Genomic DNA, 18032 nt, shown 5'->3' with positions numbered 1-18032 from the left:
GCCCCGAGGGTCCCGAGGGTCCCGAGGGTCCCGACTCGGCCTCGTCCCGCCGCGCCGGAGGGCCGGAGGGGCTCCTCATGGCCGTACGAGGTCGCGCAGGTCGGCGAAGCGGCGGTCGCCGATGCCGTTCACCTCGCGCAACTCGTCCACGGACCGGAAACCGCCGTGCTGCGTGCGGTAGTCGATGATGTGCTGCGCCAGCACCGGGCCGACCCCCGGCAGGGTGTCGAGCTGGTCCACGGTGGCCGTGTTCAGGGGGATGGGGGCCGTCGGCGCGGCGACCCCGCCGGCCGGGCCGCCCGGAGCCGCGCCACCGACCCCGGAAGCCGGGGCGGCAGCCGGTCCGCCGACGATCACCTGCTCTCCGTCGACGAGGAACCGGGCGCGGTTGAGCCCGTCGGTGTCGGTGCCGGGCTTCACCCCGCCCGCCGCGTGCAGCGCGTCCGCGACCCGCGAGCCGGCCGGCAGCCGGTGGATCCCCGGCTCGCGCACCTTGCCGCCCACATCGACGACGATCTCGGGCGCCCCCGCCTTCACGGACCCGGCGGAAACCCCCGAGGCGGCACCGGTGGGCACCTTCGCGGCGCCCGGGTCGTCCTTCCCCTCGGCCTGCCCGCTCTCCTGCCCCTCCCCGTACGGCACCGCCGCCCGCACCACCTCCGGCGGCCGCACGGACTGGGTCCGGCCGGCCCAGAAGTGCTGCACGGCGAAGGCCGCGGCGACGACGAGCACCACCGTCAGCGCCAGCACGCTCCGCCGCTCCAGACCGCACCTGGTCTGCAACCACAGCGGCATGCGCTCCCGCAGCGCCGCCCCGGCCCGCTCCCGCCAGGCTCCCTCACTCGGGCGAGCGCCCTCGCCCGCCAGGCCAGGTGAACCGCCCCTGGACTCCGCGACCGCCGGACGGGCACCGTGCCCTCGCGGCGTCTCCGTGAAGTCGACGGACCCCGGCGGCCCCTGCCCCGACTCCCGCCGCTCCCCGGCCGGTTCGACCGGCTCGGCCCACCCGGAAGGCCCGACCGACCCTGCGTGCCCTGCCCGCTCGCCCTCGCCGAACAACACCCCCGCCCGCCGCCGCAGTTCCTCCGCTGAGGCATGTCGCTGCCAGGCCCGCCCGCGCGCGGCAGGCCGACGTCGGTGATGACGGACGCGCCCGTCGGACGCCGGACGACGGCCCGGCCCACTGGTAGCGGTCGCTGTGCGTGAACGTGATCGAAGTGCCATGCGACGAGGATCGGCCACTCCGGCCCATCCGCGATGATCTTGGTCAATTCCCGGGGACAGTCCCCCGGTTGTGGACAACTCCGTCACTCACACGGGCGGCCGGAGTCGCACAGCAACGTTCACCGGGGCGAAACCACGACCCCCAGCAGCCCGGGGCCCGTGTGCGCCCCGATCACCGCCCCGACCTCGCTGACATGCAGATCGGCCAGCCCGGACACTCGGGTCCGCAACCGGTCGGCGAGCGCCGACGCGCGGTCCGGGGCGGCGAGATGATGGACGGCGACATCCACCTGGGCGCCGCCCGCACGGTCGGCCGCGATCTCCTCGAGGCGGGCGATGGCCTTGGACGCGGTCCGCACCTTCTCCAGTGGCTCGATGCGGCCGTCGGCCAGTTGCAGCAACGGCTTCACCGCCAGCGCCGAGCCCAGCAAGGCCTGCGCGGCGCCGATCCGCCCGCCGCGCCGCAGGTAGTCGAGGGTGTCGACGTAGAAATAGGCGGAGGTGCCCGCGGCCCTCTTCTCGGCGGCCGCGACAGCCTCGTCGACCGTCCCGCCCGACTCCGCGGCCTCCGCCGCGGCGAGCGCGCAGAAGCCGAGTGCCATCGCGATCATGCCGGTGTCCACCACCCGCACCGGCACCGGCGCCTGCCGTGCGGCCACGACGGCCGCGTCGTAGGTCCCGGAGAGCTCGGCGGAGAGATGGAGGGAGACGATGCCGGTCGCGCCGGACTCGGCGACCTTGCGGTAGGTCTCCTCGAAGACCGCGGGACCGGGCCGCGAGGTCGTCACGGGGCGCCGCTTCTGCAAAGCCTGGGCGAGGGCGCGCGTCGAGATCTCGGTGCCCTCCTCCAGCGCCCGGTCTCCCAGGACCACGGTCAGAGGGACCGCGGTGATGCCGTGACGCTCCATCGTCCGGGTCGGCAGGTAGGCCGTTGAATCGGTGACGATCGCGACATGGCGGGACATGAGCTGGAGGTTACCTGCCGTAGCGTCCGTGCGGCAGCCCGGCCCCCGCGCCCTGCGGGGCCACTGGCCGGATCAAGTGGTGCTCTCGGGGCGGGGCTTCTTCTGCCAGGGGTAGACCGGGCGCGCCGCGGGCGGTGTGATGGCGGGTCGCGTCGGCTCCTGCTCGGGGCTCGGCTGCTCGCTGTCCGGCCAGGTCTGCCCGACCCGGGTGGCATCGGCGGCGGGCGCCTCGGGCCAGGGCGGCGGCGCGGCGGACCGCGACGGCGAGCCCGGCGGCGAGGCCGACGTGGGCCGGCCGGAGGGCGCGGACTGCTGCGAGGAAGCGGGCTGCGGCTCGGGCGATGTCCAGTGCCGCAGGGCCCCGGACTCCAGGTCGATCTGGGCGCTGAGCGAGTCCAGGTCGTCGTCCGCGAAGCGCCGGGCCCGGTCGCGGGCCGCCCAGCGCAGCGAGTCCGCCGCGTGTGTGATGCGCTCGGCGCGCTCGCGCAGGCCGGGAAGCCGCTCGCCGAGCGCGCCGCGGTCCGGCTCGGACTCCAGCCGCTTGAGCTCGTCGTCCAGCTCATGGCCGTGCGCACTGAGCCGCTCGAAGAGGCCGAGGGACTCCTTCAGGGACTCGTCCTCGGCGACGGCCGCGTGCAGGGCCTCCTGCGTGGCCCGCATCGAGGTGCGCAGCTTCAGCCGGAGCTGGGCGAGTTCGCCCGCGGCGCCGGGCTGGGCGAAGGACTTGGCGCGCAGTGTGTGGTCCTCGACCGTGCGGCGGGCCTGGGTGATGCCGCGGTCCACGCCGCGCTTGGCGGCGCCGACCACCTTCACCGTGGCGTACACCCCGAGCGCGACGAAGAGCACGAAAAGCAGGGCGAAGACTGCGATCACTGCTTCCACAAGGGCTCCTCCTCAGGACGTCGCGGCGCCTCACGTCGCTCTTCAACGGTAAACGCAACGGGCAGGTCCGGAGTTCCAGAAAAACCCCGAACCTGCCCGTAGGGGACCACCCCGAGAGCGCCCGACCACCCCGCGCCCCCCGCGCCCCGCACCCCGCACCCCGCACCCCGCACCCAAAGCCGGAGCCGGAGCCGGACCCTGAGCCGAAACCGAAACCGAAACCGAAACCGAAGCCGGTGCGGTTGCGGAGCCGAGGGCGGCCGATGACCTACGCCGGAACGATGTTCACCAGCTTCGGCGCGCGCACGATCACCTTCCGGATCCCGGCACCACCCAGCGCGGCGACGACCTTCTCGTCGGCCAGGGCGACCTTCTCCAGCTCGTCGTCGGAGATCGACGGCGAGACCTCCAGGCGGGCCTTGACCTTGCCCTTGACCTGCACGACACAGGTCACGGTCTCGTCCACCACGTACGCCGGGTCGGCCACCGGGAAGTCCTGGTGCACCACCGAGTCCGTGTGCCCCAGCCTGCGCCACAGCTCCTCGGCGATGTGCGGGGCCAGCGGCGCGGCCATCAGCACCAGGGCCTCGGCGACTGGCCGGGCCACCGGGCCGCCCACCTTGGTCAGGTGGTTGTTCAGCTCGGTGACCTTGGCGATGGCGGTGTTGAACCGCATGCCCTCCAGGTCGCCGCGCACCCCGTCGATGGCCTTGTGCAGGGCGCGCAGCGTGTCCTCGTCCGGCTCGGCGTCCACCACCGTCACGGCGCCGGTCGCCTCGTCGACGATGTTGCGCCACAGCCGCTGCAGCAGCCTGAACTGCCCCACCACCGCGCGCGTGTCCCACGGCCGGGAGACGTCCAGCGGGCCCATCGCCATCTCGTACAGGCGCAGCGTGTCGGCCCCGTACTCGGCGCAGATCTCGTCCGGAGTGACCGCGTTCTTCAGGGACTTGCCCATCTTGCCGAGCAGCCGGGAGACCTTCTCGCCCTGGTACCAGTAGGCGCCGTCGCGCTCCTCCACCTCGGCGGCGGGCACCGCGATGCCACGGCTGTCGCGGTAGACGTAGGCCTGGATCATGCCCTGGTTGAACAGCTTGTGGAACGGCTCGGCGGAGGAGACGTGGCCCAGGTCGTACAGGACCTTGGACCAGAAGCGCGCGTACAGCAGGTGCAGCACGGCGTGCTCGGCGCCGCCGACGTACAGGTCGACACCGCCGTGCGGCTGCCCCTCGCGCGGGCCCATCCAGTACTGCTCGATCTCGGGATCGACCAGCTTCTCGGAGTTGTGCGGGTCCAGGTAGCGCAGCTCGTACCAGCAGGAACCGGCCCAGTTGGGCATGGTGTTGGTCTCGCGCCGGTAGCGCTTGGGGCCGTCGCCCAGGTCCAGCGTGACGTTGACCCAGTCCTCGTTGCGCGACAGCGGCGTCTCGGGCTGCGTGTCGGCGTCGTCCGGGTCGAAGGTGCGCGGCGAGTAGTCCTCGACCTCGGGCAGCTCCAGGGGCAGCATCGACTCGGGCAGCGCGTGGGCGATGCCGTCCTCGTCGTAGACGATCGGGAAGGGCTCGCCCCAGTAGCGCTGACGGCTGAACAGCCAGTCGCGCAGCCGGAAGTTGACGGTGCCCTCGCCGACGCCGGACCGCTCCAGCCACTCGGTGATGCGGGCCTTGGCCTCGGCGACGTCCAGGCCGTCCAGCGAGACCTCGCCGTTGGAGGAGTTGATGATCTTCGCGTCGTACGACGAGAAGGCGTTCTCCCAGGTGGAGGTGTCCGTGCCCCGCCCGTCCGTGGGCTCGACGATGCAGTGGATCGGCAGCTCGAAGGCGCGCGCGAACTCGAAGTCGCGCTGGTCGCCGGCCGGGACGGCCATGATCGCGCCGGTGCCGTAGCCCATCAGGACGTAGTCGGCGATGAAGACCGGGACCTGCTCGCCGTTGACCGGGTTGGTGGCGTACGCGCCGATGAAGACGCCGGTCTTGTCCTTGGCCTCGGCCTGGCGCTCCACGTCGGACTTCGAGGCGGCCTGGGCGCGGTAGGCGGCGACGGCCTCGGCGGGGGTGGCGTGACCGCCGGTCCACACCTGGTGGGTGCCCTCCGGCCAGGCGGCCGGGGTGAACTTCTCGACCAGCGGGTGCTCGGGCGCCAGCACCATGTAGGTGGCGCCGAACAGGGTGTCGGGGCGGGTGGTGAAGACGGTGATGCGCTCGCCGTCGATGGGGAAGTCGACTCGGGCGCCCTCGGAGCGGCCGATCCAGTTGCGCTGCTGCAGCTTGATGGCCTCGGGCCAGTCCAGCTCGGTCAGGTCGTCCAGCAGGCGGTCGGCGTAGGCCGTGATGCGCATGTTCCACTGGCGCAGCTTGGCCTTGAAGACAGGGAAGTTGCCGCGCTCGGAGCGGCCCTCGGCGGTGACCTCCTCGTTGGCCAGCACGGTGCCCAGCCCGGGGCACCAGTTGACCGGCGCGTCGGAGGCGTAGGCCAGCCGGAACCCGCCCAGGACGTCGGCCTTCTCGGCGGCGCTCAGTTCACTCCACGCGCGCGTGTGGCCCGGAACGGGACGCTCACCGGACTCGAACTCGGCGACCAGCTCGGCGATCGGGCGGGCTCGGCGGGCGTCGTGGTCATACCAGGAGTTGAAGATCTGCAGGAAGATCCACTGGGTCCACTTGTAGTAGTCCGGGTCGATCGTCGCGAACGAGCGGCGCTTGTCGTGGCCCAGGCCCAGCCGGCGCAGCTGGGACTTCATGTTCTCCATGTTGGCCTCGGTGGACACGCGCGGGTGCGTGCCGGTCTGCACCGCGTACTGCTCGGCGGGCAGTCCGAAGGCGTCGAAGCCCAGGGTGTGCAGGACGTTGTGGCCGGTCATCCGCTGGAAGCGCGCGAAGACGTCGGTGGCGATGTAGCCCAGGGGGTGGCCGACGTGCAGGCCCGCACCGGAGGGGTACGGGAACATGTCCATGATGAACTTCTTGGGGCGGGCGGCGAGCTGCGGGTCACCGGCCAGGTCGCCCTTGGGGTTGGGCGCGGCGTAGGTGCCCTCGGCGTCCCAGAAGTCCTGCCAGCGTGCCTCGATCTCGGCAGCCATGGCGGCCGTGTAGCGGTGCGGCGCCGCCACCTCGGAGGTGACGGCGGGGTTCGTCTCGCTCATGATCCTCAAAGCTCCATCGATCGTCTCTGCCTGCGGCTTCTGGTTCGAGAAACGAAAAATCCCCTCACACAGGAGGGGACGCCGCGCCGATGCCGGCCACTCGACTCGTCCGGTGGCCGGGACTGATCAGCGCGGCCCGCTAAGCAGAAGGCGTACGGCACGCATGGCGCTAGGGTACCGCAGGCCCTCAGCGCCCCGCGACGCACTTCCGCGGCGGTCCCGGCGACCCGCTCGGCGGCCGTTCCGGCGATCGGTTCGGCACCAAAAACCTGAACCAAGGTCAAAGGTTACTTCGCGTAACAGCAACTATGGGGACATCGCAACAAGCACATTGTCCTTTGATAACAACGCAATAACTCAAACCTCGTACTCATCGGTATGGCTCCGCTTAGAGTTCGGCAGCGGGACCGCTGCTTTCCCGAACCGCTCGGAGTTGCCCCCATGAACCCTCATCGCAGTAACACCTCCCTACCCCCGGCCGCCGGGACGCGGGGAGGCCGGCCGTGACCTACGACTCCACGGCCGACGACACGTTGGCCGATTTCCTCAACTTCGGCGCGGGCGTGCTGTCCCTGGTGTGCCTCACCTGCTCGGTGATCTGGGGCCTGGTCGCACAGGACCGGGTCCTGCTGGACACCCGCAGGCGCATCCTGGCGCAGGCCGTGCACCGGATCACGGCCGTCGCCTCGATCGTCTTCCTGCTGGTGCACATCGGGGTCAAGCTGGCGCTCGCCCACACCACGTGGGTCGCGGTGTTCATCCCCTTCGGGCTCCTCCTGACCGGCGGCAACGACGAGATCATGGGCCGCTCGTTCCTCGTCGGCCTGGGCACCCTGGCCAGCCTGCTCATGATCTTCGTGGGCGTCACCGGCGTGCTGCGCAACCGCTTCGCGTCCCCCGCGCCCGTCGCCGCCCGCTGGCGGGCGATGCACATGCTGGCCTACCCGGCCTGGTGCGCCGCCCTGGTCCACGGCCTCTACGCGGGTCGCTCGGCCAAGCCGATCTTCGTCATCCTGTACTGCCTGTCCCTGGTCGGCGTGGCCGGCGCGCTCGCCCTGCGCGCGGCTCCGCGCCCGGTCAAGCGCAAGATCTCCGACAAGATCGCCTCGCTGATCGGGCCCGGCGAGGGCCAGGGCCGCAGGGACGAGCTGGAGGAGAGCCGCTCCCGGGTCGCAAGCGGCGGCGGCTCCGCGCTGCCCGGCTACGAGGGCCGCGAGGCCCCCGCGCGCGCCGCGGGGTCCCCCTCGGGACCGCTGTACGAGAAGGCGGAACGCGCCTCGGCCAAGGAACCGGCGAACGGCTTCGCCGCCGCCTACCGGGCCGTCTCTGGCCCTCCCCAGGGCGGGCAGGCCTTCGCGCCCGGGCCGACGACCAGCATGCAGTTGCCGCTGGACTTGCAGCCCACCGAGACCATCCCGACCGTGGACGGCCCCTCCAGCACCTCGGGCAACTGGCCGATCCCGTCGCCGCCCCCGGTCGGCGAGGCGCCGCCGTCGGCCTACGACCCGCTCCAGGACACGGGCTTCAACATCCCGCCCTACGACCCCCTGCAGGACACCGGACAAAGCATCCCGACCTATGGCAATCCAGGCGCCGCCGGCTACGGATCGAGTGACGTGTACGACACGGGTGAGACGAATGCCGTCTACGACACGTACTACCCGAACGACACGTACAACAGCGGTCCCGCCAATGAAACAAACCCCGGTGCGTCCTACGACTTCGACGCTCCGGGCTCGGGCGAACCTTGGAACACGCCTTCCGGAGGCTTTAAGTGAACGAGGCCCTGCCCGACGTCCCCGAAGTCCGCGTGGTCGGCCTTCCCCAGCTCACGTCGGGCTTCGACCTTGTCGATCGGCTCGATCTGCCCATGCACCTCAAGGTGCACGGGCCGCTCGAGCCGATGGGCGGCGAGCAGCTCGCGCAACTCGCCGAACGCATCAACCTGAAGGGCCGCGGCGGCGCGGGCTTCCCCTTCCACAAGAAGCTGCGCTCGGTCGCCGACGCGGCGATCAAGCGCGGCGTCCGGCCGGTCGTCGTCGTGAACGGCAGCGAGGACGAGCCGGCCTGCCGCAAGGACACGGTGCTGATCAACCGTGCCCCGCACCTGATCCTGGACGGCGCGCTGCTGTGCGCCGAGGCCCTGGGTGCCCGCACGCTCGTGGTGGGGGTCACCCGTGAGTCGACCCAGCGCTCCATGGAGGCCGCACTCGCCGAACGCGGCCTGAGCAACGGCCGCCGGTCGGCGCTGCGCGCGCGTGTCCAGCGCAACCCGGTCCGCATGGTCACCGGCGCCGCCGCGTCGCTGATCCGCTCGATCGACGGCGGCCCGGCCGTCCCCCCCGGCCGCAAGGTCAGTGCCTCGCAGAACGGCGTCGGCGGCGCCCCCACCCTGCTCTCCAACGCCGAGACCTTCGCCCAGCTCGCGATCGCCGCGCGCATCGGCCCGGAGCGCTACGGCAACACCGGCCTGTACGACGAGCCCGGCACCGTCATGCTCACGGTCTCCGGCGCGGTCGCCCGCCCCATGGTGATCGAGGTCCCCACGGGTGTGCCGCTGCGGTACGTCCTGCAGCTCGCGGGCGCGCCGCCGGTGCCGCAGGGCGTGCTCACCGGCGGCTACCACGGCAAGTGGATCGACGCGGCGACGGTCAACGAGGCGGTCGTCTCCCGCAACTCCCTGGACGCGGTGGGCGGCGCGCTCGGCGCCGGCGCGATCCTGCCGATCACTCAGGAGACCTGCCCACTGGGCGAGTCGCTGCGGGTGGCGCAGTGGCTGGCCGAGGAGAGCGCGGGCCAGTGCGGCCCCTGCTACCTCGGTCTGCCGGCCGCCGCGCGCGGCCTTGAGGACATCCTCAACGGCGGCGGCCCTGCCGCCCTGGAGGCCCTCAAGCAGGTCGCCAAGAACGTGAAGCGGCGCGGCGCGTGCTCGCACCCGGACGGCTCCGCGATGTTCATCGAGTCGACCATCAAGGCCTTCACCGACGACCTGGCCGCCCATGTCCTCGGCAACGGCTGCGGACGGCCCGTGGAGGGCGTTCTGCCGCTCTTCGAGGGGGGCAGGGCCCCCACGGGCATCCCGGGCGGCGGAGAGTCCGAGAACGGCCCCAGCCGCCAGAAGATCTACGTGGACTGGACGCTGTGCCGGGGCCACGGGCTGTGCGCGGACATCCTCCCCGAGGTGTTCCAGCTGGGCGCCGACGGCTTCCCCACCGTGGCGCAGGCGCAGGTACCGCGGTACGCCGAGGCCAAGGCTCTACGCGCGGTGCGCCGCTGCCCCGCCCTGGCGCTGCGCCTGGAGGAGGCGAGCGAGCGGGGAGCGCCCTCCCGCAACCTCCCGGTCCTCTCCCAGGGCCGCGGGCGCCGCGCTCTCGGCCGCTGAGCACCTCCACGGCGGGCTCCACGGGGAGCCCGCCGTAAGCGCGCCCGGGCGACGCATTGCGGGATCACGGGCGACGCATTGCGGGATCACACACGAAGAAGGCGGGCCATCCGAATCGGATGGCCCGCCTTCTCATCTGCTGTGGAGCTAAGGAGAATTGAACTCCTGACCTCCTGCATGCCATGCAGGCGCTCTACCAACTGAGCTATAGCCCCTTGCCAGTGCTCCTCCGGGTTTCCCCGGCGGCGACGCCAACATTACTGGCCCATCAGGCCCAACACCAAATCCGTTTCACTATGCCCGAAATGCCCGTTATGCCGTGACGAACGAGTAGAACCTCTTGAGTGTGCAGTGCTCCTCCAGAAGCCGGCCGTAGATCGGCTCGCCCTCCAACTCGCGGTACGTCTCGATCGGGTCGCCCTTTATGATCAGCGCCCGCGCGCATTCCTCGCACCAGTACTGGTAGTCGGGATTGATCGGCTCCATGTCGCGGACGATCGGAGTCCCGCTGCCGCACCAGTCGCACTTCCGCCTGTGTGCACCCATCGATCAGCTCCAGCTGTGGCCGCAGGCCGTGCACACGTAGGAAATCCCGCCGTTGTCGCCGAGCATCTGGGCCACGTGCGCGGAACCACAGGAAGGGCAGCTGAGGCGGGTGGACATCTCCCGTGTGGCCGCTGCTTCGAGGAGGTGGTCGACCTCCTCGCGGATGCTCGCAGGCATCGCTACTCCTCCCGTCGGGCCGCGCCCCCTTCCGGCCGTTTGATTCTGCCACGGCCGGACCAATACGGTCAGCGACGCCTCAGTACCAGTCCGGACACGGCACCCGGCGGGGCCGTAGAGGTATACGCCTCAGCAAGCCCGAGTGACTCAAGCCGGAGCACGAAAAATCCCGCCCCCTGAGAGGGAACGGGATCTTGACGTGGAGCTAAGGAGAATTGAACTCCTGACCTCCTGCATGCCATGCAGGCGCTCTACCAACTGAGCTATAGCCCCTGGTGCTCCCCCCGCTCAGCGGGGCGAACAAGAAGAACTTTAGCCTGCGACCTGCCGGAAAGTGAAATCCGGGGTCAGTCGTCGTCGCCGAGCACCGGCTCCGGCAGGGTGCCGGCGTTGTGCTCCAGCAGACGCCAGCCGCGGGCGCCTTCGCCGAGCACGGACCAGCAGCAGTTGGAGAGTCCGCCGAGGCTCTCCCAGTGATGGGGATCGAGACCCAGCAGGCGGCCGATGGTGGTGCGGATCGTGCCGCCGTGGCTGACCACCACGAGCGTGCCGTCCTCGGGGAGCTTCTCGGCGTGCCGGAGCACCACGGGGGCGGCGCGGTCGGCGACCTCGGTCTCCAGTTCGCCACCACCGCGGCGGACGGGCTCACCGCGCTTCCACGCGGCGTACTCCTCGCCGTACCGGGCGATGATCTCCTCGTGCGTCAGGCCCTGCCAGACGCCCGCGTAGGTCTCACGCAGCCCCTCGTCGTGGGTGACGTCGAGACCGGTCAGGGCGGCCAGCTCGGCGGCCGTGGCCGCGGCGCGCCGGAGGTCGGAGGCGACCATCGCGTCCGGCTTCAGGGAGGCAAGCAGCCGGGCGGCGCGACGGGCCTGGGCGAGACCGGTCTCGGTCAGCTCGACGTCCGTGCTGCCCTGAAAGCGGCGCTCCACGTTCCACGAGGTCTGGCCGTGCCGCCACAGGATGACGCGACGGCCCCGGCCCCTGGCGGACGCCTCGGCGAAGGAGGTCACCGCCAGTCACCTTCCAGCTCCGCCGCCTCCTCCTCCGCCCGCAGCTTGGCGTGCTCCTCGGCCTTCCCACGGGTGGCCTTGGCCTCCTCGGGCAGCTCGACCTCGGGGCAGTCCTTCCACAGCCGCTCCAGGGCGTAGAAGACGCGCTCCTCGCTGTGCTGGACGTGGACGACGATGTCGACGTAGTCGAGCAGGACCCAGCGGGCCTCGCGGTCGCCCTCGCGGCGCACCGGCTTGGCGCCGAGCTCCTTGGAGAGGCGCTCCTCGATCTCGTCGACGATCGCCTTGACCTGGCGGTCGTTGGGTGCCGAGGCCAGCAGGAAGGCGTCCGTGATGGACAGCACGTCACTGACGTCGTAGGCGACGATGTCGTGTGCCAGCTTGTCGGCGGCCGCCTGGGCGGCGGTGTTGATCAGCTCGTGAGAGCGGTCGGTCAGGGTCACTGCATGGCTTTCGGTCGGCGGTCAGGTGACACCAAGGGTCTCACGGACCGCGCCGAGCCCCCCACGCGATTACGGGGATCACGTGGGGAGCCGGCCCGTCGTCTAGCCGGCGGACGGCTTGTAGTCCTGGCCGAGGACCACGGAGACGTCCGCGCTCCCCGAGGTCTTGCCCTTGGTGACCGAGCCCGCCGGCAGGCCGAGGGTCTTGGCGACCTCGGCGGCGTTCGCCTTGTCGGCGGCCTCGGCGTAGAGGACCTGGGAAGTGGCCAGGGCGGTGCCGGTGCCGGCCTCCAGGAAGGTGAAGCCGCCGTTGAGGAGTACGACGCGGGCCTTCTCGGTGTTGTCCTTGACGCCGGTGGCGTTCCGCACCGAGACGCTGACGGCGGCGTCCTTGTCGGGGCTCTTGGCGGTACCGCCGAGGACGTTCTTGACGACCCGCGCGCTCGCCTGGGCACTGAGCGTGCCGTCGTTCTGGACGGGTAGCAGATCGGTCTTGACGTCGCCGCCCTTGGCGAGGTCGGAGAGCCCGGCGAGGAAGGTGCCGAGGTCCTTGTCGGTGAGGGACGGGTCGAGGATCTGCGCGAGGGTCTGGATGGTGGTCGTCGCGGCCTGCGGGTCGGAGGACATCTTGCGCAGGACGCCCTGCATGACCTGGCCGAAGCGCTCCAGCTGGGCGTTCTGGGCCTCGCCGGGGGCGCGGTAGGTGGCGTAGGCGACCGCCATCTTGCCGCTCAGCGTCTGGTCCCGGCCCTTGTTGACCAGCGGCGCCTCGCCCTTCTTCTTGGCGGCGGGGTCGGGCACCTCGGCGTTGGTGTCGACGTCGATGTTGCCGACGAGGTCGACGAGGTTCTGCAGGTAGGGGGTGTCCAGGCGCCAGGTGCCCTCGATGTCGGTGCCGAGGACCGTGTCGAGCGCCTCGCGAGTGCCGTCGGAGCCGTCGTCCTCGACCGACTTGGCGAGCGTCGTCGTGGTGCCGTCGTCGCTGGTCAGGGCGAGGGAGTTGGGCACCAGGACGGTGGTGCCCCGCTCGGTGGTGGTGTTGTCGACGAGGAGGGCGGTGGAGGTGCCGCCGCCCTTGGTGTCGTGCAGGTGGACGACGATCACGTCGCGCTTCTGGGCGCCGGCGGCCGTCGCGGTGCCCGTCTTGGAGTCCTCCGGGGACAGACCGGGCAGCTTGCCCGCGTACCAGAGGTAGCCCACGCCGCCGGTCACGACGAGCGCGAGGACGACGACCAGGGCCACGATCCTGCCGCGGGCCCGGCGCCGGGCCTCCTCGCGGCGCTCGGTGCGGTTCTCGGTGAACTTCAGCCAGTCGATGACGTCTTCGGAGTTGCCGTCCGGTTCCTCGACGAAGGCGAACTGCTCGGTGTGGTACTCCCGTTGCGGCTCGGCGGGGGCTTCCCGGTCGTGGCCGGGACCGGCCTGCTGCGGGATGTGGGCCGTCTGTTCGGCGACCCGGGGCTGCCGGCCGGTGGTACCGGCGGCGGTCTGGCCGTACGGGTCGTACGGGGCGCCCGGTACGGCTCCGCCCTGCTGCGTGGCGGTGCCGTACGGGTCGTAGGAGCCGTGGTCGGGGGCGGGCTGGACGCCGGTGCCGTAGTCGTAGGCGGGCGGGGGCTGCTGGTGCTGCTGCTGCCCCTGCTGCTGCCCCTGCTGCGCGTACGGGTCGTAGCCGTAGCCCTGCTGGTGCTGCTGGTGCTGCTGGTGCTGCTGGGCATACGGGTCGTAGGTCTGCTGCTGGGTCTGCTGCGCCGGGACCTGCCGGTAGACAGGCCGGCCGTACTCGTCGTAGCCGACGATCTCGTACTGATCGGCGCCGTATCCCGCGGACCCCGCGTCGTATCGGTCGTTCACCGGTGCCCCTCTCGGCTCACTCGCCGCGGTACAGCTCGCGCTTGTCGATATAGCGCACGACGCCGTCCGGCACCAGGTACCAGATGGGATCGCCCTTGGCGACTCTCGCACGGCAGTCCGTGGAGGAGATGGCCAGAGCCGGGACCTCCACGAGCGAGACACCGCCCTCCGGGAGTCCGGAGTCGTCCAGGTGGTGGCCCGGCCGGGTGGCCCCGATGAAGTGCGCCAGGGAGAACAGCTCCTCGCTGTCGCGCCAGGTGAGGATCTGGGCGAGGGCGTCGGCGCCGGTGATGAAGAACAGGTCCGTGTCGGGATTGAGCGCGCGCAGGTCGCGCAGCGTGTCCACGGTGTAGGTGGGGCCGCCGCGGTCGATGTCGATGCGGCTCACGGAGAACTGCGGGTTCTCGGCGGTCGCGATGACCGTCATCAGATAGCGGTCCTCGGCCGGGGAGACGCTGCGGTGGGTCTTCTGCCAGGGCTGCCCGGTCGGCACGAAGACCACCTCGTCGAGGTGGAACGCCGCGGCGACCTCGCTGGCCGCCACCAGGTGGCCGTGGTGGATCGGGTCGAAGGTGCCGCCCATGACGCCGAGGCGGCGCTTGCCCGGCGTGGACGGGCTCTTTCCGGGGCCGTCGGTCCGGCCGGCCACCGCGGAGGCACGGCGGGGCTCCGAGGGTCGCTCGGTTCCGCTCGCCGTGTCCCGTGCCGGGTCGTGCGGCGTCTCGTTCGCCGGACCGGTAGGCATGTCCTGCTCTCCCATGCGTGCAGACCCTACCGGCCCTGCCTGAGGGCTCCGGCCGCCCCCGTGGTCCCCCGGGCATCCTTCGCGGGATGCCCTGCCGGTCTCAGCGGTCGCGGTTGAAGCGGGTGGTGATCCACAGCAGGAGCAGCAGGATGAAGAGGGCGCCGCCACCGGTGAGGTAGGGGCTGAGGCTCTCGTGGTTTCCGCCGTGCTCTTCGCCCTCGGCGGCGAGGGTGACCAACTGGGCAGCGGTGCTGTGGAAGCTCATCTTCGGCAGGACCTATCGCGTGAGGGCGGGTTAAAGACGTCGGCTCATCGTAAGCGGGCGCCCGTCGCGCGATCACCCCGACTCCGCCTGTGCGCGCCGCGGGAGCGCGGGCGGGCCGCCGCCGGGTCCGGTCCCAGGTCCCGGCGGGGAACCTTCGGGTGGCCTCAGTCGTCCTTCCGTCTGTAGCCACGCAGCAGGAACCACGCGGTCAGCGCACAGCCCAGGATCATCACGATCAGCACGATCCGCAGCATCCCCGGACCCTGCCCCTCGGCGGCGTTCGCGGCCCCGGCGAGCCAGGCGGATGCGGGGTGGTGCTCCATAGCGGTGGTCTCCTTCGCTGTACTGCCCGACCACCGTAACTCCGCCTAGGCTGGGCTCTGCCTCGGGGAAGCAAAAGGCCGCACAAAGGGCCGCAAAGGTCACACCAGACGCTGGGGGAAGACATGTCCGACGGCCACGAGCACACCGGGCACGAGCACGTGCCGAGCAGGCAGCGCAGGCGCTTCCCCGGGATCTCCTCGCGCACCTACGAGCACCCGGCCGACCGCTCCGCCCTGGTGGCGCTGCGCAAGCTGAGCGGTTTCGACACGGTGTTCAAGGCGCTCAGCGGCCTGCTGCCCGAGCGCAGTCTGCGGCTGCTGTTCCTGTCCGACTCGGTGCGGGTCTCGGACCAGCAGTTCGCCCATCTGAACGTGATGCTGAGGGACGCCTGCTACATCCTGGACCTGGAGAAGGTCCCACCGATGTACGTGAACCAGGACCCGGTGCCGAACGCGATGTGCATCGGTCTGGACGAGCCGATCATCGTCGTCACGACCGGCCTCGTGGAGCTTCTCGACGAGGAGGAGATGCGTGCGGTCGTCGGGCACGAGGTGGGGCACGCGCTGTCCGGTCACTCGGTCTACCGGACGATCCTGCTGTTCCTGACCAGCCTCGCCGTCCGGGTCGCCTGGATCCCCCTGGGCAACCTCGCGATCATGGCGATCGTGACCGGCCTGCGCGAGTGGTTCCGCAAGTCGGAGCTCTCCGCGGACCGGGCCGGGCTGCTGGTCGGGCAGGATCTCCAGGCCTCCATGCGGGGTCTGATGAAGATCGCGGGCGGCAACCACCTGCACGAGATGAACGTGGACGCCTTCCTCGCCCAGGCCGAGGAGTACGAGGCGGGCGGCGACCTGCGCGACTCGGTGCTGAAGATCCTCAACGTGCTGCCCCGCTCCCACCCCTTCACCACCGTGCGGGCGGCCGAGCTGAAGAAGTGGGCCGAGTCGCGGGACTACCAGCGGATCATGGACGGCCACTACCCGCGGCGCGACGAGGACAAGGACACCTCGGTCCGGGACTCCTGGCGCGAGTCAGCGAACCACTACAGCAGCCATGTGAAGAGCTCCAAGGACCCGCTGATGAAGCTGGTCACCGACCTCGCGGGCGGTGCGGGCGACCTGGGCGACCGGGTCCGCCGCGGCTTCGGCGGCTTCACGAACTCGCCCCCGAAGCCGCCCCAGGGGCCGGAGGCGGGCCCGTCGGACTCCTCCGACGACGACCGGCCGCCGCGCGACGACGGCTAGCCCCCCCGGTGGGCCTTCAGACCTTCGGCTGCGCGCTCGTCGCCAGCGTGCCGCACAGGGCCGTCGCGCTGCCCGTGGCGTAGGGGTCGGTGCCCGCGGGGCCGCCCTCCTTGGCCGTCTGGCCGGCCAGGAGGGGCCGCAGATGGTTCGTGGAGTCCTCGGCGCAGGACAGCGGTCCCGCCTGGACGTAGGAGACGACGAGCTGGGTCTGGTGCAGCCGCAGGTCGTCGCGGTCGAAGCGGAAGTGCAGCTCGCGGCGGAGGGTGAACAGGGACACCTCGTCCGGGTCACCCGAGCGGGACCCGGCCGCCCGCAGCGCGTACACGAACGTGTGGTCGGCGGTGACCTCAAGGGTGGAGGCGTCGGCCTCGGCGGCCTGCAGCGTGCCCTGGACCCGGACCTTGTGGTCGGCGAGCTGGGCGCGCGAGGGGTCGAAGCGGACCAGCCAGCCCGTCGGCGCGTGGCGTCCGTCGGCGGTGGGGCGGGTGAAGCTCTGGTCGAACTGGTCCAGTTGCTCGGGGTCGAGGAGCACCCGGACGGCCCTGACCTCTCCGCCCGTGAGCACCTCGGGGTCGAGCGCCGAGCGCACGATGTAGTCCTTGGCAGTGCTCAGGGCGCTCACGACCTGGCTGTCCGAGAAGTGCGCGGTGCGTCGCGAGGGGGGCAGCGGCACGCCCTCCGCGCCGGTGCGGAACTGGGCGGCGGGGCTGTGCTCGTACAGGTTGGCCAGGTCGGCCGTGCCGGGCACCTTGCCCTCGGGGGCGAGCGGGATGACGGTCATCCGCAGCGGCTCGATGGGCTCGCGGGCGGCGGGGGCCTGGTAGGGGTGCCGTACGCCCATGTAGATCGCGGTGCCGAAGGCGACGGCGATCAGCAGGACCAGGACCAGGGCCTGTCGCGACAGGCCCCGGCGCAGGGGCGGGCGGCGGCGCACGGCGGGCGCGTGGTCGGCGATGCGCTCCTGCGCGGAGAACTCCTGGAGGCGGGCAGCACGGACGAACGACTCGTCGAAGACGACGGATCGGTACTCGTCCTCTCCACCTCCGGGGCCGCCCTCGGGACTCCCCTCAGGTGGGTTTCCAGGCCCGCCCATATCTTCAGGGTAGGTCGCCGGAAGCCCGGGTAAACGCCCGGTTGCTCCACAAGTTCTGACAGGTTCTCACCACAATGGGCGGGTTCCGGTCAGGGGCTGCGGGGGATCACCGAGACGGCCGGCTGGGAGTAGTCCGCGGAGGCCGAGGGGGCGGCTCCGGGGGCCTGTTCCAGGCCGGTGGTGGCGGGCGGTGGCGCGGGCTCGTCCCGGTTGGAGGACGCGCCCCGGTAGACCGCCGTGAAGGCCAGGGCGACCATGCCGATGCCCATCACGAGGGCGAGCACCCAGGCGACGGGGCGGTGCCAGCGGACCTGTTTGGAGTACGGCCCGGTGCCGCCGTAGTGCCCTTCGACGACATCGGGGTCGTCGAAGTCGTCGAGGTCGGGATCATGGCCGAAATCTCCGCGCCCGTCCGGGCCGTACCGGTCGTCGAAGCGCTCGCCTCTGGTGTGGGCGCGGCGCGACTCCGCCTCGGAGGCCTCGGCTCTCGCCTGGGCGGCGGCCAGGAGGCGCTCCACCGCTGTCGGCTCGTGCACCACGGCCGCGCGTACGAAGGCCTCGTCGAAGACCACGGAGGCGAACTCTTCGTCCGACACCCCGCGGTCGTGGTCGTCGTCGGGCTCCCGGCCGTCCGGAAACGGCGTGCCCCCCACGTCCTCCGGCACGCATCCAGAGTAGACCTGGGGGGTCAATTTGGGCAGACGGTACGGAAATTCATCCACCGGTTGAGACG

The 18032-nt window shown here is 71.3% G+C and carries 17 protein-coding genes and 2 tRNA genes; 3 read left to right on the top strand and 16 right to left on the bottom strand.

Features of this window, described 5'->3' with window-relative positions:
* Positions 1-75 precede the first annotated feature (75 nt).
* The 4 genes from ACFZDE_RS07420 to leuS form a co-directional block, all read right to left on the bottom strand.
* The gene (locus ACFZDE_RS07420; RefSeq protein WP_391198229.1) at positions 76-1224 is read right to left on the bottom strand and encodes a helix-hairpin-helix domain-containing protein; all 1149 of its coding nucleotides are present in this window, start codon (positions 1222-1224) and stop codon (positions 76-78) included.
* 119 nt (positions 1225-1343) lie between these two features.
* On the bottom strand, positions 1344-2189 hold the full coding sequence (locus ACFZDE_RS07415) for a DegV family protein (RefSeq protein WP_390996795.1): 846 nt from the start codon (positions 2187-2189) through the stop codon (positions 1344-1346).
* 72 nt (positions 2190-2261) lie between these two features.
* Entirely contained in the window at positions 2262-3071 is an 810-nt protein-coding gene (locus ACFZDE_RS07410) for a hypothetical protein (protein ID WP_391198226.1), read from the bottom strand.
* Between the two features lie 268 nt (positions 3072-3339).
* On the bottom strand, positions 3340-6213 hold the full coding sequence (leuS, locus tag ACFZDE_RS07405) for a leucine--tRNA ligase (protein ID WP_391198223.1): 2874 nt from the start codon (positions 6211-6213) through the stop codon (positions 3340-3342).
* A 503-nt stretch (positions 6214-6716) separates the two neighbouring features.
* Between leuS and ACFZDE_RS07400 the strand changes: the two genes are divergently transcribed.
* Positions 6717-7991: a cytochrome b/b6 domain-containing protein gene (locus ACFZDE_RS07400; RefSeq protein ID WP_391198220.1), complete on the top strand. Its 1275-nt coding sequence runs from the start codon at positions 6717-6719 to the stop codon at positions 7989-7991.
* Positions 7988-9595, top strand: coding sequence for an NADH-ubiquinone oxidoreductase-F iron-sulfur binding region domain-containing protein (locus ACFZDE_RS07395; protein WP_390996785.1), 1608 nt, complete (start codon positions 7988-7990; stop codon positions 9593-9595). The genes ACFZDE_RS07400 and ACFZDE_RS07395 overlap by 4 nt, the downstream gene beginning before the upstream one ends.
* Positions 9596-9737: 142 nt before the next feature.
* On the opposite strand, the gene ACFZDE_RS07390 is transcribed toward ACFZDE_RS07395, so the two are convergent.
* The 10 genes from ACFZDE_RS07390 to ACFZDE_RS07345 all read right to left on the bottom strand — a co-directional run bounded on the left by ACFZDE_RS07390 (position 9738) and on the right by ACFZDE_RS07345 (position 14961).
* A tRNA-Ala gene (locus tag ACFZDE_RS07390) sits at positions 9738-9810 on the bottom strand.
* Between the two features lie 97 nt (positions 9811-9907).
* Positions 9908-10141 carry a hypothetical protein gene (locus ACFZDE_RS07385; RefSeq protein WP_006136074.1) on the bottom strand — a complete coding sequence of 78 codons (234 nt, stop codon included), beginning with the start codon at positions 10139-10141 and terminating at the stop codon, positions 9908-9910.
* A 3-nt stretch (positions 10142-10144) separates the two neighbouring features.
* Positions 10145-10318: a hypothetical protein gene (locus tag ACFZDE_RS07380; RefSeq protein WP_390996782.1), complete on the bottom strand. Its 174-nt coding sequence runs from the start codon at positions 10316-10318 to the stop codon at positions 10145-10147.
* Between the two features lie 200 nt (positions 10319-10518).
* Positions 10519-10591: transfer RNA gene (locus ACFZDE_RS07375), tRNA-Ala, on the bottom strand.
* Between the two features lie 74 nt (positions 10592-10665).
* Positions 10666-11337, bottom strand: a complete 672-nt coding sequence (locus tag ACFZDE_RS07370) for a histidine phosphatase family protein (RefSeq protein WP_391198913.1) — start codon at positions 11335-11337, stop codon at positions 10666-10668.
* Entirely contained in the window at positions 11328-11774 is a 447-nt protein-coding gene (gene rsfS / locus ACFZDE_RS07365; RefSeq protein ID WP_390996779.1) for a ribosome silencing factor, read from the bottom strand. The genes ACFZDE_RS07370 and rsfS overlap by 10 nt, the downstream gene beginning before the upstream one ends.
* 102 nt (positions 11775-11876) lie before the next feature.
* Positions 11877-13628 carry a LytR C-terminal domain-containing protein gene (locus ACFZDE_RS07360; RefSeq protein ID WP_391198217.1) on the bottom strand — a complete coding sequence of 584 codons (1752 nt, stop codon included), beginning with the start codon at positions 13626-13628 and terminating at the stop codon, positions 11877-11879.
* A gap of 16 nt (positions 13629-13644) precedes the next feature.
* Positions 13645-14388, bottom strand: coding sequence for a nicotinate-nucleotide adenylyltransferase (gene nadD / locus ACFZDE_RS07355; RefSeq protein ID WP_391198214.1), 744 nt, complete (start codon positions 14386-14388; stop codon positions 13645-13647).
* 85 nt (positions 14389-14473) lie between these two features.
* Entirely contained in the window at positions 14474-14638 is a 165-nt protein-coding gene (locus ACFZDE_RS07350) for a hypothetical protein (protein ID WP_003990192.1), read from the bottom strand.
* A 164-nt stretch (positions 14639-14802) separates the two neighbouring features.
* Positions 14803-14961, bottom strand: coding sequence for a hypothetical protein (locus ACFZDE_RS07345; protein ID WP_030836317.1), 159 nt, complete (start codon positions 14959-14961; stop codon positions 14803-14805).
* Positions 14962-15084: 123 nt separating this feature from the next.
* Here ACFZDE_RS07345 and ACFZDE_RS07340 point away from each other — a divergent pair, with 123 nt between their 5' ends.
* Positions 15085-16206, top strand: a complete 1122-nt coding sequence (locus ACFZDE_RS07340; RefSeq protein WP_391198211.1) for a M48 family metalloprotease — start codon at positions 15085-15087, stop codon at positions 16204-16206.
* Positions 16207-16222: 16 nt separating this feature from the next.
* Here ACFZDE_RS07340 and ACFZDE_RS07335 read toward each other — a convergent pair whose 3' ends face one another.
* Both ACFZDE_RS07335 and ACFZDE_RS07330 read right to left on the bottom strand, forming a co-directional pair.
* A complete protein-coding gene (locus ACFZDE_RS07335; protein ID WP_390996768.1) occupies positions 16223-17299 on the bottom strand; it encodes a hypothetical protein in 1077 nt (358 codons plus the stop codon).
* 89 nt (positions 17300-17388) lie between these two features.
* Positions 17389-17991: a hypothetical protein gene (locus ACFZDE_RS07330; RefSeq protein WP_391198209.1), complete on the bottom strand. Its 603-nt coding sequence runs from the start codon at positions 17989-17991 to the stop codon at positions 17389-17391.
* Positions 17992-18032 lie beyond the last annotated feature (41 nt).

It is taken from the genome of Streptomyces sp. NPDC007929, from assembly GCF_042959065.1.
In the GTDB taxonomy this organism is placed as follows: Bacteria; Actinomycetota; Actinomycetes; order Streptomycetales; family Streptomycetaceae; genus Streptomyces.
This window is presented reverse-complemented; position numbering and strand designations above follow the sequence as displayed.

Coding starts and splice junctions, on each gene's coding strand:
- ACFZDE_RS07420 (WP_391198229.1), bottom strand. CDS start 1,224: ATGGCACTTCGATCACGTTCACGCACAGCGACCGCTACCAGTGGGCCG.
- ACFZDE_RS07415 (WP_390996795.1), bottom strand. CDS start 2,189: ATGTCCCGCCATGTCGCGATCGTCACCGATTCAACGGCCTACCTGCCG.
- leuS (WP_391198223.1), bottom strand. CDS start 6,213: ATGAGCGAGACGAACCCCGCCGTCACCTCCGAGGTGGCGGCGCCGCAC.
- ACFZDE_RS07385 (WP_006136074.1), bottom strand. CDS start 10,141: ATGGGTGCACACAGGCGGAAGTGCGACTGGTGCGGCAGCGGGACTCCG.
- ACFZDE_RS07380 (WP_390996782.1), bottom strand. CDS start 10,318: ATGCCTGCGAGCATCCGCGAGGAGGTCGACCACCTCCTCGAAGCAGCG.
- nadD (WP_391198214.1), bottom strand. CDS start 14,388: ATGGGAGAGCAGGACATGCCTACCGGTCCGGCGAACGAGACGCCGCAC.
- ACFZDE_RS07350 (WP_003990192.1), bottom strand. CDS start 14,638: ATGAGCTTCCACAGCACCGCTGCCCAGTTGGTCACCCTCGCCGCCGAG.
- ACFZDE_RS07345 (WP_030836317.1), bottom strand. CDS start 14,961: ATGGAGCACCACCCCGCATCCGCCTGGCTCGCCGGGGCCGCGAACGCC.
- ACFZDE_RS07340 (WP_391198211.1), top strand. CDS start 15,085: ATGTCCGACGGCCACGAGCACACCGGGCACGAGCACGTGCCGAGCAGG.
- ACFZDE_RS07335 (WP_390996768.1), bottom strand. CDS start 17,299: ATGGGCGGGCCTGGAAACCCACCTGAGGGGAGTCCCGAGGGCGGCCCC.